The organism is Flavobacterium sp. FPG59 (assembly GCF_002150205.1).
Taxonomy (GTDB): Bacteria; Bacteroidota; Bacteroidia; order Flavobacteriales; family Flavobacteriaceae; genus Flavobacterium.
Genome location: NZ_MTCA01000005.1, coordinates 14,868 through 32,494 on the forward strand (window position 1 = coordinate 14,868; position 17,627 = coordinate 32,494).

Here is a 17,627-nt window from a genome sequence, read left to right on the forward strand (position 1 = left end):
TTACATTTTTAAGATAGCTTTGTAGGCAGCGGCATCGTTTAAGAGTGTCGTTGCTTTCTTGATTTCGATGTTGTTTTTGGTGTAATATTGGTACAAACCTTCTTGGTATTGAAAACGTTTGATAATTTCATCAACCATTAAACCCTTGATTTCTTTTTGATGTTTGTCTAGCAATGCATTTTCAGATTTTTGCAAGGCGGTCAATAATTGCTGGTACTCTACTTGAATGGATTCGTCTAGCTTTTCTTTTTTGGCTACAGCCAAAGTATTTTTCAAAGCCAATTCGGTTTCTGTGTCAAAGGAGAATTTTTGAGCTTTTAAATAGTTTTTAAAATCAGCATAATCAGCATCACTAATCACTGGAATTTGATTTCCAAGTGTTGGGTTTTTGTAACAGTAACTGGTAACGTAGTTAAAGATTCCATCGTTTCTTAACAACGCATTAGTGATTGGACTGGACTTCGTTTCGTCAAGGGCAATATCTGGTTGAATACCTCCGCCGTCATACACAGTTCTACCTTTTCGGGTTTTAAAAGCGTTAAAGTTCTTCTCTTCGGTTTTCAAAGCCATTCCGTTTTTATCCTTTTTAGAATAATCCAATGCCTGAATGCATCGTCCCGAAGGAGTATAGTAGCGCGAAATGGTCACTTTGAGTTGGGTACCATAAGTTAAATCAACAGGACGCTGTACTAATCCTTTCCCAAAACTACGACTTCCTACCACTACCGCACGATCTAAATCCTGCAACGCACCTGCAACAATTTCTGAAGCTGAGGCACTACGGCCATTTACCAAAACGATTAATGGAATGTCTAAGTCTACAGGCTCTCTAGTGGTTTTATAAGTGGTATTGTGTTTGTCAATTTTAGACTTTGTGGTGACAATAGTTTCGTTTTTGGCTACAAATAAATTGCAAATATTTACAGCTTCGTTCAGTAACCCGCCAGGATTGTCTCTTACATCCAGAATAATGCGTTCAGCACCTTCTTTTTTGAGTTGTTCTAGTGCTTCTTTGGTTTCAAAAGAGGCTTTTTTGTTAAAATGAGACAAGACAATGTAACCCGTTTTATCATCGATTTTTGCAAAAAACGGTACCGATTTAATTTCTACTTCATCCAGTACAATTTGTGTGGTATTTGGCTTGCCTTGTCTTAGGTATTTTACTGTGATTTTTGTGTTTTTAGAACCCTTGAGTAATTGCGAGGCATCATCTTTGAAATCTGATAAAAGCACATCACCTATTTGAATGATCTCATCACCTGCTTTTAAACCGGCTTTGTCAGCAGGGAAATTTTTATACGGTTCTTTGATAATCAGTTTATCTTCTTTGCGGGTCAGTATAGCGCCTATGCCGGTATATTCACCTGTGTTGTTGATTTTAAACTTCACAACATCTTGCTCGTTAAAATAGACCGTGTACGGATCTAGGTTAGCCAACATGGCCTTAATGGCTTTGTCCATTAACTCGCCTGGATTAGTCTCATCTACATAATTGCGGTTCAATTCTTTGAAAAGCGTGGTGAAGATTTCGATTTGTTTGGCAATTTCGAAGAAATCATCTTTGAAACTGCTTCCAATGAATAAAAATGCCGAAGCAACAACAGGTAATATAAATTTTTTTTTGAGGAAAGAATACATGTTTTTTATATTTTTTTTGACTTAAATCGTTTTCTAATAAAGTAACCTAAAGCAATCATAATGAGGATAAATGGCCAAATGCTGAGTAAATTGATAAACAAACTCGAAAGACTATTGAACCCTGATTTGATGGCGGTCCAGATTTTTGTTCCATATGATTCGGTAGCTCCACTAGCCTCTGCAACAGATTTATAAAATTCTATGGTTATGGTGCTGTAGGAAACTTGGTTTTGCATGTAGTTCAATTGCCCTTCTTTGGCTTCAATCTCTTCTCGAATTGCCGAAAGTTGTTTTTCAATTTCTAGCATTTCGGTAACCTTGTTTGCTTTTTTCAAAAGTTCCAGATACCGGTTTTCTAATACTTTCTTTGCTTTTAATCGGGCATCAAGATCTATAAATTCAGCAGTGACATCCTGTGAAGTTATTTCTTTAGTGTCAAAATACGCAACTCCTTTTGAAATGGAAGCTATAAAAACATCAAAGTTTTGGCTTGGTACACGAACCGTTAGATTTCTAAAAACCGACTCGTAATCTTTGCCTTCATTGTCGTTTTGGATCGTTGCTTTACTATTTTTTACTGCATTTTGTATTTGGGTATATGTAGCTTCTAAATCATTGGTTTCAAAACGAAGGTTACCTGTTTTGATGATTTTTTGTTCTGTTTTTTCTTTTTCAGGCGAGTCCATTTTATCAGCATTGTAGTTGCCATTTTGTCCAGATTCTCTTTTTGCAGGAAGTTTAATAGCTGTGATTTTCATATCTAAATCAGCTTCTTCTTTTTTACAACTCCCCAAAGACAAGAGTATAAGAATAAATAAGAGTATTGACTTCATAAATAGGTTGTTTTAATGCTAAAAATACAAAAAATAGAATTGCTACTCTTCTTTTTTTATTTGTAGCAAAAACTTTTCAAACAATTGAACAGTTTTAGTATTGATTTCTTGGTAAGTCAAGCGATCCTTGGTTTGATAAAAAAACATGAAGGAATACGGTTGATCAAGATTATCTAGCAACAAATGTTTATTTAGGCGATAGGTTTCGCGCAGTACACGTTTGAAATAATTGCGGTCTACAGCTTTTTTAAAATTCTTTTTAGATACGGAAACGCCTATTTTTATTTTTTCACTATCGCCAAAAGTACCTGCTTTGTATACCAATCGCAACGGATATTTGGATACGGATTTACCCTCAGTAAATAATAAACCAATGGTTATTTTGCTTTTTAGTTTTTCGGTTTTAGGGTACTTGAAATTCATATATAGGGAACGTATTTTGGATAGCAAAGGTACAATTAAAGCTGTTTTTTGCGACTTTTTCTAGATGAAATACCGCTAAAAATATATTTATTACTTTTGCAGAAATTTTTTAAGCATGCAAAAAATAATTTCATACCCTATATCTGTTGTTTATTATCTCTGTTTTAGTCTAACATTGCTTGTTTTTCATCCTATTCAATGGGTTTGTTTCAACGTGTTTGGCTACCAAGCACATAAAAAAAGTGTGGATTATTTGAATTTTTTCTTGGTAAAATGCACTAATTTGCTTGGAACTACATATACTTTTACAAATAGAGATATCATCCCAAAGAATGTGCCCTTGATTTTTGTGTGCAACCATCAAAGTATGTACGATATTATTGCAATGATTTGGTATTTTAGACGTTTTCATTGTAAATTTGTGAGTAAGAAAGAATTAGGTAAAGGAATACCAAGTGTATCCTATAATTTACGCCATGGAGGATCTGTACTTATAGATAGAAAAGATCCCAAACAAGCCATTCCTGCTATTAGAAGTTTATCAGAGTATATAGAAAAGCACAAGCGTTCTGCCGTTATTTTTCCAGAAGGAACCCGAAGTAAAACAGGGAAACCAAAAGAGTTTTCACAAACAGGATTAAAAATGCTGTGCAAGAGTGCCCCATCGGCCTACGTAGTTCCGGTTAGCATTAACAACTCTTGGAAAATGGTAAAATTTGGTTTTTTCCCCGTAGGTTTAGGAAATCATCTTACCTTTGTAGTGCACGAACCGCTTGCAGTATGCGAATATGATTTTGCTGATTTGATGGTGAAAACCGAAACAGCCGTTGTGAATGGAATAAAAATTTAATATATATAAAATGTCAATAAAAAACATTCGATTAGAAGTAATGCAGTTTTTAGAGAAAAACGTAGATAGCTTTGTCGATCAGTATCTTATTCCTGTTGAAAAGATATGGCAACCAACAGATTTTTTGCCAGATTCCCAGAGTGATACTTTTTTTGATGAAGTAAAAGAACTACGTGAAATTGCTAAAGATTTGCCTTATGATTTCTGGGTAACACTAGTTGGTGATACCATTACAGAGGAAGCGTTGCCTACCTATGAGTCTTGGCTTATGGATGTAGAAGGAATAGATAATGTAGAGCGCAACGGATGGTCTAAATGGATCAGACAATGGACAGGTGAGGAAAACCGTCATGGTGATTTATTAAACAAGTACTTATACTTATCCGGTCGTGTAAACATGCGCGAAGTAGAAATGACTACACAGCACTTGATCAATGATGGTTTTGATATTGGTACTGGAAGAGATCCTTATAAGAACTTTATCTACACTAGTTTTCAAGAACTAGCTACCTATGTTTCACATAACAGAGTAGCTCAAATAGCTAAAAAATACGGAGATAACAAACTGTCTAAAATGTGCAAAATGATTGCAGGCGATGAAATGCGCCACCATCATGCATATAGTGAGTTTGTAAACCGAATTTTCCAAATTGACCCAAGCGAAATGATGCTTGCTTTTCAATACATGATGAAAGCAAAAATTGTGATGCCGGCTCATTTCTTGAGAGAATCTGGCGAAAAAATAAGCTCAGCTTTTGAACAGTTTTCTGATTCTGCACAGCGTATTGGGGTGTATACCGCAGTAGACTATGTTGAAATTATGCAAAAATTAATTGACAAGTGGGAAATTGATAAAATAGGTGGTTTAACAGATGAAGCTGAAAAAGCACGTGACTATTTGATGAAATTACCTGCTAGAATGGCCAAAATTTCTGAGCGTTTGGTAATTCCTCAAGAATCTCACATTTTCAAATGGGTTGAGCCTGCCTTAATACGCTAATTCACTCCTGCGAATACCCAATATAAATGTTGGATTTTAAAGTTTTAAAGCTTTAAAGTTCAACATTTTTTTTAAAAACAAAAGATACAATGACAAATCCTGATTTGATAAACAAGACAATTCTTTTTGTAAAAGAAGAATTAAAAAATGCCGAGGGCGGACACGATTGGTTTCATATCGAAAGAGTGTTTAAAAATACAGTGCTAATTGCAAGTACGGAAACTTGTGATAGTACTGTTGCCCAGCTTGGTGCGTTGCTACATGATATTGCCGATAGTAAATTTCACGATGGGGATGAAACGGTAGGGCCTAGAGTTGCTCGAAAATTTTTAGAATCGGAACATGTTGAAGAGGAAATTATTGCACATGTGGTTCAAATTATTGAAAACATCTCCTATAAAGGTGGTAATGTTGAACGAAAGTTTTCCTCCATTGAACTAGATGTAGTTCAGGACGCAGATCGTTTAGACGCCATAGGAGCCATAGGAATTGCCAGAGCATTCAATTATGGAGGTTTTAAAAACAGAGCGCTGTATAACCCTGAAATAGCTCCAAACACCAGCATGACCAAGGAAGAATACAAAAAGAATAATGCTCCTACAATAAATCATTTCTACGAAAAGCTTTTGCTCTTAAAAGATAAAATGAATACCGAAACGGGAAAGAAGATAGCGCAAGAAAGACACCAATACATGGAGGGTTTTCTAGCTCAGTTTTATGCAGAATGGGAAGGGGAGAAGTAAGTTAGCATTGTACAGTTTACAGTTTACAGTTTGCTGTTTTTGAGATTGTTATCCTTCAAAAAAATAAAACTCAGGCTTGAATGATATGTAATCCATTACGAGCTCTTTTTAACAAATGCTGGTTTTCAAGTCGAAAACCAGCATTTGTTATCAAAAATTTTATGCTGAAATCCCTTTTTCTTTCATTTCTAGAATCACATCCGATGCATTTTTAAAGGTAGGTGCTTGCTCAATGATAGTTCCTACTCTTTTTTTATTGAGTTTAAACGTAATGTCATTTTCTGTGGTGAAGAGTAGAGCCGTCAAAAAAGGGTTGTTCATATACGGAGCCAATACAATATACGCCTCATCAAGGGTATGGAAACTTTCTATTTCTTCGGTTTTGTAACGCGCCGTTATAGACATACAAAACACATCGTTTTCTTGTAAAACAGGGCGAACATAAATATTTTTCAATTCTGTATCACCAATGGTTTTGGCTAGGGTTAACTTTGCATACGTATAGTTATCTATACTTTCTTTTACTTTTTCCCAGAACAGATCAAATACAGGTTGGAAGGACATAATTAGAATTTAAAGAGTGAAATAATCACAAATGAAATGCAAAATTAAGCCTTGTGCAGCAAACAAATCCTTTTTGTGAAAAAAAATATTTAAAACAAGGTGTGTTTAAACTAAAAAGAGAACCGATCTGGTTCTCTCTTATTTTTATTTTCCAGTAAAAACTGCTTTTCTTTTTTCTAAGAAAGCCGTTGTTCCTTCTTTAAAATCTTCGGTTCCAAAACATTTTCCAAAAGATTTAATCTCTGTTTCGTATCCGTTTTTACCTTCTTTGAAATTAGCATTAACCGCTTTTATTGCTTTGCCAATAGCGTATGGAGAATTCTTAATTATCTTATTGGCTATATTGGTGCAAAATTCTATTAGTTCGTTTTCTGAAACCACATGGTTTACTAAGCCTATTCTGTGAGCTTCATCTGCAGTAACCATTCCAGCAGTCATAATCATTTCCATAGCGCGGCCTTTTCCTACTAGTTGTGGTAGGCGTTGTGTTCCTCCGTATCCAGGAATCACTCCTAGCGATACTTCTGGTAAACCCATCTTGGCATTTGTAGAGGCTACTCTAAAATGACATGACATGGCTAATTCTAATCCGCCACCTAGTGCAAAACCATTTACGGCTGCAATAACAGGTGTTTTTAAATTTTCGATAAAATCAAATAATTTTTCTTGACCTTCAGCTGCAAGTTGGGATCCTTCTTCTATGGAGAAATTTGCAAATTCTGAAATATCAGCTCCTGCAACAAAAGCTTTTTCGCCACTTCCTGTTAAAATAATTGCACGAATCTCATTGTTTTTTGACAATAATTTAAAGGCTTTGTTCAAATCAGAAATGGTTGCCACATTCAATGCATTCAACTTTGTAGGTCTATTGATGGTTACAGTAGCAATGTTTTCTTGGGTAGTAACCAAAATATTTTCGTAGTTCATAAGTGTTTTTTAAGAGTTTATGATGGGGAGCGACACAATGAATGTGGTTCCTTTGCCAAATTCAGATTCAAAGATAATCGTTCCTTTGTAATTTTCGATAATGTTTTTTATAATTCCTAGACCAAGACCCATCCCGCTACTTTTGGTGGTAAATTTAGGTTCAAAAATCCTATGTGAATCGCTGGCTTGTATTCCTATACCGTTATCTGATACGGTTATGAGTACGTTATTGTCTTCTTTTTTTATTTTTACGAGAACCTTTTTAAATTCTTGTTGCTCCGGTATAGATTGAATAGCGTTTTTGGCAAGATTGGTAATAACTCGAATCAATTGTGTACGGTCAATTTTTGAGATAATCTCTGGAGACTCGCTTTGAAATTCAACATAATCTTCATTAAAAATATCCATGGTAAGCTCCACAACTTCAACTACATTCAGGGTTTCATTTTGTTGGGCAGGCATGGAAGCAAAGTTAGAAAAGGCCGAAGCGACCGCACTCATGGTGTCAATTTGCTGAATGAGCGTTTCAGAGTAGTCGTTCATTTTCTGTTTTACATTGGGATCCAATGGGTCAAACTTGCGTTGAAAGCTTTGAACCGTGAGTCTCATTGGCGTAAGCGGATTTTTAATTTCATGGGCTACTTGTTTCGCCATTTCTCTCCAGGCTTCTTCGCGCTCACTTTGTGCTAGTTTGATGGCACTTTTCTCCAGTTCATCTACCATGGCATTATATGCCTTGATGAGTAAATTAATCTCTTTGCTATTGGCCTCCAAAACAATTTTTTCGTTTTTTTGGTTTAAACTGGTTTCACTTAATTTATCCGAAATGGTTTTCAAAGATTTTGTAATGTAGGACGATAAAAAGTACGCCAGCGCAAAGGCCATGAGTAGCATAAAAGTATACACTTGACCTAGTCTGACCAAGAAATTTTTAAGTTCATTTTCATAATATCCATCGTCTTCTACATAAGGCAAGTTTAAAATCCCGAGTGGCTTGAATTTGTCATCTTTGATTTGGCTAAAAGCCGAACGATTTTTTTTGCCGTCAATGGTTTTAATGTCTACATACCTTTTTTCAATGGAGGAACGCACCAGTTTCAAAATGTATTTGGGTACTGGTGGCGCCACTTTATCAACCGAAAAAGATTCTTTGGAAGATTTTAATAACTGACCGTTAAGGCTGTAAATATTAATTTCGACATTATGAATGTGTGCCAATTCATGAATTTTATCCTTAAAAATGAGGTCTAGGTTTGCTGCGGTAAGAGGATAAGTAGTGGTTGAAAGAATAAAGTTGATGTGCTGTTTAACTGCATTTTCGTTCCGTTCCAGTCGCTCTTGGTGGTATTCTTTGGCTTCGTTTTTAAATTGAATGATCGAAATCGAAGCTAATATAACGGAGGCCATTAATATCAATACAATCATGGACAGGAAAATCCTAATCCGCAAGGAAAGCATTGCTATTTTGAAGCTTTTGAACATGTTTTTTAGTTTACAGTCTCAGTCTCAGTACCGGTTGGGAACTGAAAATTCAACTATTTTCTTTCTCTAATTTTTTTGTAAAATTGGAAACCCAGCATTAAAATGACAGAGAACAAAATGATCCCAATTACTCCGTAAATCCAATTGAATGCATTTTTTAAAATCACTAAAAAGACTACGGCAAAAAGTATAATTGTAGCGCCTTCGTTCCATAATCGCATAAAATTAGAGGTGTATTTAACTTCGTTTCGTTGCAATTGATTAAAGATTTGGTGGCATTTAGCATGGTACAAATACAATAAAAACACAAATCCTAGTTTGACATGCATCCAAGGCATTTGAAGCCACGCCCGACCTAAATCTGTGAAAAACAACATCCAAAATGCAAATATACTGGCTAATACTGCCGATGGCCAAGTGATGATGTACCACATGCGGTACGTCATTATTTTGAATTGGTTTTGTAAAATTTCTTTTTCGGGTGAAGGTTTGTCTGCAGCTTCAATTTGGTAAACAAATAGGCGAACAATATTAAAAAGCCCCACAAACCAAGTAATTACAAAGATGAGGTGTAATGATTTTATGTAATTGTAGTATTCCATAGTACCGTTATAGTAGTTTAGTATGTATTTCTTTTTTTAATAAATAGCCAGTCAATGCTGTTGATAAAACATCGGCAATAGGAAAAGCAATCCATACGCCAAAAATACCTAAAAAATTTGGTAGAATGAGCACTAGCGGGATGAGGAAAAATCCTTGTTTGCTTAACGTTAAAAGTAATGCTTTTTTGGCATTGCCAATCGCTTGAAAATAAGCAGCACCAATCAGTTGAATGGCAATAACAGGTGAAGCTGCAAAAACCCAGCGTAAAGCATTAGGCGTTTGGGCTATAACCTCGGGATCAGTGGTGAAAACTGATACAATTGGTTGAGCAAATACCAAGATAACCACAAATATTATAGAAGCCAAAACGGCTGCGTATAAAATGGATAACTGAACACTCTCCTTAACACGAGCAAAATTGGAAGCGCCATAATTGTATCCCGCAATAGGCAAAAATCCTTGTGTGATTCCAAGTATGGGAAACAAAGCAAACATTAACATTCTGCTAATGATTCCATAAATGGCAACGGAGTGTTCTCCTCCATAGGTGTACAATGTGTGGTTTAACAAAATGGATAAAAGACTAACGACACCTTGCCTGGAAAACGTAACAATGCTAAGGGAAGTTATTTGCTTGACAATGGATGCGTTGAATAAAAAATGTTTGATTTGCAGTTGCAATTGACTCTTGAAAATAAAGTACCACACAACAAATAAAAAACAAGTAGTATAGGATATGGCTGTGGCCAATGCTGCGCCAAAAATACCCATGTCCAAGTATTTTATAAATAGAATATCCAGAGCAATGTTTACAAATGCTGGGATGATCATGGCTACCATGGCAAATTTTGCCTTTCCTTCAGCCCGAATGACATTATTCCCCATCATGCACAATGCTAGAAAGGGAACGCTTATGATAATAGGAAAATAAAATTCTTGCGCGGGTTTAAAAATGGCACCTTTTGCCCCAAAAAGTAAAAGCATTTCATCACTAAATACCAAACCGAATACCACAAACACCGAGGCTAGGATGAAAGTCATTGTTATTTGGTTCCCAAAAGTTTGCAATGCTTTTTCCTTGTTGTTTGCGCCTAAAGCACGTGACAAAACTGATCCGCCGCCCACACCAATGGCCATGCCAAGAGACGAAATTAAAAAAGTGATGGGCAATACAACGGTTACTGCAGCAATTGCAAGTGAACCGATCCATTGCCCAACAAATATGGTGTCTATCAAAATATTAACAGACATAAAGAGAATCCCAATAGAGGAAGGAACCGCTTGTTTAATCAAGAGTGTTTTGATTGGTTGCGTTCCCAACTCATCGGTACTGGTATTCATTTATGCAGTAGTTTTTTCTAAAGTTGCAGTTGTAGATACGCCTGTCCAGGTAGTAATCCAGTTTCCTACTGTTTTACACCAATCTTCATCGTCATTTAAACAAGGAATGGCCATAAATTTTTCACCTCCATGGTGTAAAAATTCTTCATTGGCTTCCATAGCAATTTCCTCTAAAGTCTCTAAACAGTCTGATACAAAAGCAGGTGTCACTACAGCTAGATTTTTAATGCCGTTTTTTGGCATTTTGTTTACTTCAACATCTGTGTAGGGAGTCAACCATTTGTCGCCCGCTAAACGTGATTGAAACGTCTGGCTGTATTTTCCCTCTGGGATTCCTAACAACTTAACCACTTGTTTTGTGGTTTCGTAGCATTGATGACGGTAACAAAATTCGTGTGCAGGTGATGGTGTATTACAACAAGAGCCATCTATTTTACAATGTGATTTGGTGATGTCTGTTTTGCGAATGTGGCGTTCTGGAATTCCGTGGTATGAAAACAACAAATGATCGTAATCAAAACCTTCCAAATGTCCTTTTATAGAATCAGCTAGATTTTTCAAATAATCAGGTTTATTGTAAAAAGCTGGAACAATTGTGAATTTCATTTCTGGGAAATACTTTTTGCGGTGTTCCTCTGCTAGTTCTAGAATAGTCGTAGTTGAAGCCATTGCGTGTTGCGGATACAACGGAAAAAGCAACACTTCGGTCACCCCTTTATCGTGTAATTCTTGTAATCCAGATAAAAGTGATGGATTGCCGTAACGCATAGCCAGAGCAACAGGAACATCTACGAGTTTTTGTACTTTTTCGTGCATTCTTCTTGATATGACTACAAGTGGAGAACCTTCGTCCCACCAAATTCTAGCATACGCCGCCGCTGATTTCTTAGGTCTTGTTTGTAAAATGATTCCGCGTACTAGTAATGCACGTAATAAAAACGGAACGTCAATTACATATTTGTCCATTAAAAACTCATCTAAATAAGGTTTTACATCTTTTGGAGTTGGACTTTCGGGAGAACCTAAATTTACTAATAATACACCTTTCATCTTGTCTTTTTTTATGAAGCAAAAGTAACTAAACCTGCTTTTTTATACTTTGTGATTAACTATTTTTTATTTATTGTTTAATATACGAAAACAATTGTTTACTGCATATTAGGGTTTATGGACATCAAATACTTTTTGGGTGTGGTAGCAAATTTCTTTTTGAATGCTGTAATAAAATGACTTCCAGTGCTGTATCCTATTTTCAACCCCACTTCGTTTACGTTGTAAGAGCCACTATCTAGTAGTTTCCGAGCAAAATCCATTTTATAGTCAAACAGAAATCCGTAAACGGTGTCACCATAAATTTGTTTGAAACCCATTTTGAGTTTTTTTAAATTCAGACCTATTTCATCTGCCAGTTCTTGTAATCCTGGTGGTTCAGCCATGTTAGCAATAATAATTTCCTTTGCCTTTTTTATTTTGATCACATTGTCTTCATCTATTAAAAAAGGACATTGCTCTGCATTTGGATCTTCGGTTCTATTGAAATAAAGGCTCAATAACTCATATCCTTTGCCTTTGTAATATAGGTTTTTTATAGATGGATGCAAGCTGTAATGAAACAACTGCGATAGTACAATTGCCATTGATGGGCTAATGTTTCCTTCGTTATAATATTTTTTATCTTTATTATCGGCGCTCAAAAAAGTAATATAATCTGCCTCAGTAGAGAATAGCGCATGGAATTTTTTGATTGAAATAATTACAGATATCACCCAAGAATTTGGAGCTAGTTCTAAATTAAGAGGTAATTCTTTTTGTGGATTGTAAAGTAATAATGATTTTTCCTCTTTGAGTTCTAGCGCATAGTTTCCTTGATTAAAAATAAATTTAGCACTTCCTTTTAGTCCAAAATGAAACTGAATCAAGCCACTGCTCACTTCTCGTTGTGCATGGAACGGGTCTATACCATCATTTTGAAACCGAATTAGCGTAAAATCGTCTTCAATTTTTATAATTTCTTGTGAACTCATAGCGGTATTTTTTTAATATAAAAATCATATTCAGGAAACGTATTTATTTAGAACAACTCTAAATAAAGAGATTCAAAGCACTTGATTTCATTACAAAAATAAGTTTTTTTGGTTAATAAATACATTTAGAATCAAAAAATCATTAAGCGATACAAAAAGAACTTCTAGCGTTATTTTTATAACTACTGTAGTACTAATTTTGTTTCACTTTTTGGAAAAGTGCAAATATGGAAAACAAAAACACATCAAAGCATCAATATTTTTACGCGGTTGGGTTAAGCTACAAGAAAGCCGATGCAGAGATTAGAGGGAAGTTTAGTTTAGATGGTGTTGCAAAAACTCGTTTGTTAGAGCAAGCTAAGAATGAAGGAATAGAGAGTTTAATAGTTACTTCAACCTGCAACCGTACTGAGATTTACGGTTTTGCAGAACATCCATTTCAATTGATCAAATTGATTTGTGAGAACAGTCAAGGTTCAGTTGAATCCTTTCAAAAGGTAGGATTTGTTTATAAAAATCAAGATGCCATTAGTCATTTATTTAGAGTGGGAACGGGTCTTGATAGTCAGATTCTAGGAGATTTTGAAATTATCGCTCAAATTAAATCCAGTTTTTCACAGTCAAAAGGATTGGGCTTAGCCAATGCTTTTTTGGAACGATTGGTCAATTCTGTCATCCAAGCTAGTAAAAAAATAAAAACCGATACCGAGATAAGTTCCGGAGCTACATCAGTTTCTTTTGCGGCAGTGCAATACATTATCAAAAATGTTGAAGACATTGGTAACAAAAACATTTTACTTTTTGGTACGGGAAAAATCGGTCGAAATACCTGTGAAAATTTAGTAAAACATACTAAAAATGAACACATAACCTTAATCAATAGAACTAAAGAAAAGGCTGAAAAACTGGCTGGGAAATTAAATCTTATTGTTAAGGATTACTCAGAATTGCATCTTGAATTACAAAAAGCGGATGTTGTTGTGGTTGCCACCGGTGCACAAAATCCAACAATTGACAAAGCGATTTTGAATTTGAAAAAACCACTGTTGATTCTAGATTTGTCAATTCCAAAAAATGCACATGAAAACGTGGAAGAACTGGATGGAGTAACCTTGATTCACATGGATTATTTGTCGCAGTTGACAGATGAAACTTTAGAAAACAGAAAAAAACACATTCCCGCTGCCGAAGCGATTATCGAAGAAATTAAGGAAGAGTTCATCACTTGGACCAAAGGCAGAAAGTTTGCTCCAACAATTAATGCTTTGAAAGCAAAATTGAACGCAATAAAAGCATCTGAACTTGATTTTCAAAGCAAGAAAATATCTAACTTCAATGAAGAACAAGCGGAAATAATAAGCAACCGAATTATCCAAAAAATTACAACCCATTTTGCCAATCATTTAAAAGATGATAACACCATGGTGGATGAAAGTATTGAATGGATTGAGAAAGTTTTTAAAATAGGAGCAACGGCTAAATAAAGTTGGCGCCATTAAAATCAAATCAGGAGATAACTTCATTTCTCATGGGTTTGAAAAAAATAAAATAGTGAACAAAACGATACGCATAGGAACCCGTGATAGTGAACTCGCACTCTGGCAAGCCCACACAGTTCAAAATAAGTTAAACGATTTAGGATACAAAACTGAAATTGTAGCCGTAAAATCGCAAGGCGATATCATTCTTGATAAGCCTCTTTATGAATTAGGAATAACCGGAATTTTTACCAAAACACTCGATGTAGCCATGATTAATGGCGATGTGGATATTGCGGTGCATTCTATGAAAGATGTTCCAACTGCATTACCACAAGGAATTGTTCAAGCTGCAGTTCTTGAAAGAGCCAATACACTCGATATTTTAGTACACAAAGGCAATCTCGATTTTTTAAATCAAACAGGAACAATCGCTACGGGTAGTTTGCGCCGTCAAGCACAATGGCTTAATAAATATCCCAATCATACTGTAGTTGATTTGCGCGGAAATGTAAATTCACGCATGAAAAAACTACAAGAAAGTGACTGGAGTGGAGCCGTATTTGCCGCAGCAGGGCTAGAAAGAATTAATCTTAAACCTGGCAATTATATCGATCTTGATTGGATGATTCCTGCACCGGCACAAGGAGCCATGTTGGTTGTTGCCATGGCTAACGATGAATTTTCAAGACAAGCTTTGCACGAGTTGAACGACATTGATACAGAAGTTTGCACCCACATTGAAAGACAATTTCTTAAAACTTTAGAAGGCGGTTGTACAGCTCCAATTGGTGCTTTAGCCGTTTTTGTAGAAGACGATATTGTTTTTAAAGGAGTTTTGTTTTCTATTGATGGAAAAGAAAAAATCGAAGTAGAAAGAACCGTTCCGATACAAGAATGGAAAAAGTTGGGGTACTTTTGCGCACAAGAAATTCTTGAAAATGGTGGTGTAGCGTTGATGAAATCTATAAAAGAGAAATTAAAAAAATAATGGAGCAAATTAGTATTTTATCAACCAAAACACTTTCTGGAATTCAAAGAAAAGCGGTACTCGATGCCAACTTTGATCTCTTGGAACAAGATTTTATCGAAGTAACAAACACTCCATTTTCCCTTCAAAATATTCAAGAAAACCTCATTTTTAGCAGTCAAAACGCTGTTTTAAGTCTTATAGAACAAGATGGTTGGGAAGGTTTACGTACTAAAACTGCTTTTTGTGTAGGCATCAAAACCAAAGAATTACTAGAGCAAAATGGCTTCAAGGTAGATGTTTACATGGATTACGCGTCAGAGCTAGCCGAAATAATCACCTTAATTTACAGTCAAAACAGCTACACTTTTTTTAGTGGTAATTTGCGTAAGGAAACCTTACCACAAGCACTAAAAGATGCTGGAATCGTATTTAATGAAATTGAAGTGTACCAAACTAAGTTGGCACCATTTAAAATTTCAAGTTTAGAAAATTTTGCAGGTATCCTCTTTTTTAGTCCATCGGGAGTAGAGAGTTACTTGAAAGAAAATAAGCTAAAAAAAGAAGTTTGCTTTTGCATTGGCGAGACTACCGCCGCAGCTTTAAAAGGAAAAACAAAGAGTATTGTGGTAGCCGAAGAGCCCACTATTGAAGATTTAATTATCGGACTCATAGAATATTATACAACAGAAAGCGAATAACGCCCATCAAATAGATCAAAACAAACCCTCAAAAGAGGAATAAAAAAATAGAATTATGTTAAAAAATGACTTGTTTTTAAGAGCACTAAAAGGAGAAACTGTTGAACGCCCACCGGTATGGATGATGCGTCAAGCAGGAAGGTATTTGCCAGAATTTAGAGCTTTGCGAGACAAATATGATTTTTTCACTCGTTGCGAAACACCTGAATTAGCTGCCGAAATTACGGTTCAACCTATTCGTAGAATTGCTCCAGATGCTGCGATTTTGTTCTCTGATATTCTTGTTGTGCCTCGCGCTATGGGAATTCACGTCGAATTAAAAGACAATTTAGGACCAATTATCCCGAATCCCATTCGTACCATGGAACAAGTGAACCAAGTTTTCGTTCCGGATGTAAATGAAACTTTGGGTTACGTTTTTGATGCGGTTAAGTTGACAAAAGAAATGTTGAACGATGAGGTGCCTTTAATAGGTTTTGCGGGTTCGCCATGGACTATTTTTTGTTATGCTGTTGAAGGCAAAGGGTCTAAAAGTTTTGATACTGCAAAAGGATTCTGTTTCTCAGATCCAGTAGCGGCGCACACTTTATTACAAAAAATCACCGATACCACTATTTTATACTTATTAGAAAAAGTAAAATCAGGTGTGAATGCAGTACAAATATTTGATTCTTGGGGCGGTATGTTATCGCCAGTTGATTACCAAGAATTCTCATGGAAATACATCAACCAAATCATTGATGCTTTAGCTGAAGTAACTCCAGTTATTGTTTTTGGTAAAGGATGTTGGTTTGCTTTGAACGAAATGGGAAAAAGTAAAGCCTCTGCGCTAGGTGTAGACTGGACTTGCTCGCCTAGAAATGCACGTTATTTGTCAGGTGGAAACATCACTTTACAAGGTAATTTTGATCCTTCTCGATTATTTTCTCCAATTCCAGTGATTAAGAAAATGGTTCACGAAATGATTGACGAATTCGGAAAAGACAAATACATCGTAAACTTAGGCCACGGTATTTTACCAAATATTCCGGTAGATCACGCCAAAGCATTTATTGATGCGGTGAAAGAATATCAAAAGTAGGCAGTCTCAGTCTCAGTTTACATAATAACTGCGACTGGCAACTGCGACTGATAACTGATAAATATGAAAAATAAATTTTACACCTACATACAAAATCTCCAAGACCAGATTGTTGCTGGCTTAGAAGCCGTTGAAGGTCATGCCAAATTCAAGGAAGATCTTTGGGAACGTCCAGAAGGCGGCGGAGGACGAACACGTGTAATTGAAAACGGAAATGTAATCGAAAAAGGCGGTGTCAATATTTCGGCAGTGCATGGAAAATTACCCGATTCGATGCAAAAATTATTCAACGTAGGCGAAGCTGATTTTTTTGCCTGCGGATTGAGTTTGGTAATACATCCTAAAAACCCAATGGCACCAACGGTTCATGCCAATTGGCGTTATTTCGAAATGTATGACGATAACGGAAATGTTATCAACAGTTGGTTTGGTGGCGGACAGGACTTAACGCCCTATTATTTATTTGAAGAAGATGCGATTCATTTTCATCAAACGTGTAAAACAGCATGTGATAAGCACAATCCAGAGTTTTATCCCAAGTTTAAAAAACAATGTGATGCTTATTTTTGGAACGCACATCGTAATGAAGCTCGTGGACTCGGCGGATTATTCTTTGATTATTGCAAGGAAACAGAACAAATGTCTATGGAAAATTGGTTTAACTTTGTAACCGAAGTTGGAAATTCATTTCTTACCGCTTATGTTCCGATTTTAGAAAGACGAAAAAATTTACCATTTACCGCAGAACAAAGAACTTGGCAAGAAATTCGAAGAGGTCGTTATGTTGAGTTCAATTTGGTGCATGACAAAGGCACTTTATTTGGCTTAAAAACCAATGGAAGAATTGAGTCTATTTTAATGTCATTACCACCACACGTTCAGTGGGTTTATGACCATCATCCAGAAGATGGAAGCGAAGAAGAAAAATTATTGAAAGTGCTGGAGAATCCTGTTGAGTGGATTTAAAGC

The 17,627-nt window shown here is 35.8% G+C and carries 18 protein-coding genes; 8 read left to right on the forward strand and 10 right to left on the reverse strand.

What is annotated here, in order from left to right; translation table 11 throughout:
- From FPG59_RS01185 to rnpA, 3 genes are read right to left on the reverse strand one after another with little or no spacing between them, the layout of a single operon-like run.
- Positions 1 to 1,638, reverse strand: coding sequence for a S41 family peptidase (locus FPG59_RS01185; protein ID WP_086452786.1), 1,638 nt, complete (start codon positions 1,636 to 1,638; stop codon positions 1 to 3).
- Between the two features lie 5 nt (positions 1,639 to 1,643).
- Positions 1,644 to 2,471, reverse strand: coding sequence for a DUF4349 domain-containing protein (locus FPG59_RS01190; protein WP_086452787.1), 828 nt, complete (start codon positions 2,469 to 2,471; stop codon positions 1,644 to 1,646).
- Between the two features lie 42 nt (positions 2,472 to 2,513).
- Positions 2,514 to 2,894, reverse strand: a complete 381-nt coding sequence (rnpA, locus tag FPG59_RS01195; protein ID WP_086452788.1) for a ribonuclease P protein component — start codon at positions 2,892 to 2,894, stop codon at positions 2,514 to 2,516.
- Between the two features lie 115 nt (positions 2,895 to 3,009).
- Between rnpA and FPG59_RS01200 the strand changes: the two genes are divergently transcribed.
- The 3 genes from FPG59_RS01200 to FPG59_RS01210 all read left to right on the forward strand — a co-directional run bounded on the left by FPG59_RS01200 (position 3,010) and on the right by FPG59_RS01210 (position 5,487).
- The gene (locus FPG59_RS01200) at positions 3,010 to 3,744 is read left to right on the forward strand and encodes a 1-acyl-sn-glycerol-3-phosphate acyltransferase (RefSeq protein WP_086452789.1); all 735 of its coding nucleotides are present in this window, start codon (positions 3,010 to 3,012) and stop codon (positions 3,742 to 3,744) included.
- A gap of 10 nt (positions 3,745 to 3,754) precedes the next feature.
- Positions 3,755 to 4,744 carry an acyl-ACP desaturase gene (locus FPG59_RS01205; RefSeq protein WP_086452790.1) on the forward strand — a complete coding sequence of 330 codons (990 nt, stop codon included), beginning with the start codon at positions 3,755 to 3,757 and terminating at the stop codon, positions 4,742 to 4,744.
- A gap of 89 nt (positions 4,745 to 4,833) precedes the next feature.
- Positions 4,834 to 5,487, forward strand: a complete 654-nt coding sequence (locus FPG59_RS01210) for an HD domain-containing protein (RefSeq protein WP_086452791.1) — start codon at positions 4,834 to 4,836, stop codon at positions 5,485 to 5,487.
- A gap of 159 nt (positions 5,488 to 5,646) precedes the next feature.
- On the opposite strand, the gene FPG59_RS01215 is transcribed toward FPG59_RS01210, so the two are convergent.
- From FPG59_RS01215 to FPG59_RS01245, 7 genes are all read right to left on the reverse strand, one after another.
- On the reverse strand, positions 5,647 to 6,051 hold the full coding sequence (locus tag FPG59_RS01215; RefSeq protein WP_086452792.1) for a hypothetical protein: 405 nt from the start codon (positions 6,049 to 6,051) through the stop codon (positions 5,647 to 5,649).
- Positions 6,052 to 6,195: 144 nt separating this feature from the next.
- Entirely contained in the window at positions 6,196 to 6,978 is a 783-nt protein-coding gene (locus tag FPG59_RS01220; protein WP_086452793.1) for an enoyl-CoA hydratase/isomerase family protein, read from the reverse strand.
- Between the two features lie 9 nt (positions 6,979 to 6,987).
- Entirely contained in the window at positions 6,988 to 8,403 is a 1,416-nt protein-coding gene (locus FPG59_RS01225) for an ATP-binding protein (RefSeq protein WP_086452794.1), read from the reverse strand.
- Positions 8,404 to 8,513: 110 nt separating this feature from the next.
- Entirely contained in the window at positions 8,514 to 9,062 is a 549-nt protein-coding gene (locus FPG59_RS01230; RefSeq protein ID WP_086452795.1) for a CopD family protein, read from the reverse strand.
- A gap of 7 nt (positions 9,063 to 9,069) precedes the next feature.
- Complete coding sequence (locus tag FPG59_RS01235; RefSeq protein ID WP_086452796.1) at positions 9,070 to 10,404, reverse strand: MATE family efflux transporter; 1,335 nt, start codon at positions 10,402 to 10,404, stop codon at positions 9,070 to 9,072.
- The gene (gene hemH, locus FPG59_RS01240; protein WP_086452797.1) at positions 10,405 to 11,454 is read right to left on the reverse strand and encodes a ferrochelatase; all 1,050 of its coding nucleotides are present in this window, start codon (positions 11,452 to 11,454) and stop codon (positions 10,405 to 10,407) included. It abuts the gene before it with no gap.
- A 98-nt stretch (positions 11,455 to 11,552) separates the two neighbouring features.
- Positions 11,553 to 12,428, reverse strand: a complete 876-nt coding sequence (locus FPG59_RS01245; protein ID WP_086452798.1) for a helix-turn-helix transcriptional regulator — start codon at positions 12,426 to 12,428, stop codon at positions 11,553 to 11,555.
- 227 nt (positions 12,429 to 12,655) lie between these two features.
- On the opposite strand from FPG59_RS01245, the gene hemA reads away from it, so the two are divergent.
- The 5 genes from hemA to hemF all read left to right on the forward strand — a co-directional run bounded on the left by hemA (position 12,656) and on the right by hemF (position 17,624).
- A complete protein-coding gene (gene hemA / locus FPG59_RS01250) occupies positions 12,656 to 13,912 on the forward strand; it encodes a glutamyl-tRNA reductase (RefSeq protein ID WP_086452799.1) in 1,257 nt (418 codons plus the stop codon).
- 64 nt (positions 13,913 to 13,976) lie between these two features.
- Positions 13,977 to 14,897, forward strand: a complete 921-nt coding sequence (hemC, locus tag FPG59_RS01255; RefSeq protein WP_086452800.1) for a hydroxymethylbilane synthase — start codon at positions 13,977 to 13,979, stop codon at positions 14,895 to 14,897.
- The gene (locus FPG59_RS01260; protein WP_086452801.1) at positions 14,897 to 15,577 is read left to right on the forward strand and encodes a uroporphyrinogen-III synthase; all 681 of its coding nucleotides are present in this window, start codon (positions 14,897 to 14,899) and stop codon (positions 15,575 to 15,577) included. The genes hemC and FPG59_RS01260 overlap by 1 nt, the downstream gene beginning before the upstream one ends.
- Before the next feature lie 55 nt (positions 15,578 to 15,632).
- Positions 15,633 to 16,658: a uroporphyrinogen decarboxylase gene (gene hemE, locus FPG59_RS01265; RefSeq protein WP_086452802.1), complete on the forward strand. Its 1,026-nt coding sequence runs from the start codon at positions 15,633 to 15,635 to the stop codon at positions 16,656 to 16,658.
- A 63-nt stretch (positions 16,659 to 16,721) separates the two neighbouring features.
- Positions 16,722 to 17,624: an oxygen-dependent coproporphyrinogen oxidase gene (hemF, locus tag FPG59_RS01270; protein WP_086452803.1), complete on the forward strand. Its 903-nt coding sequence runs from the start codon at positions 16,722 to 16,724 to the stop codon at positions 17,622 to 17,624.
- Positions 17,625 to 17,627 lie beyond the last annotated feature (3 nt).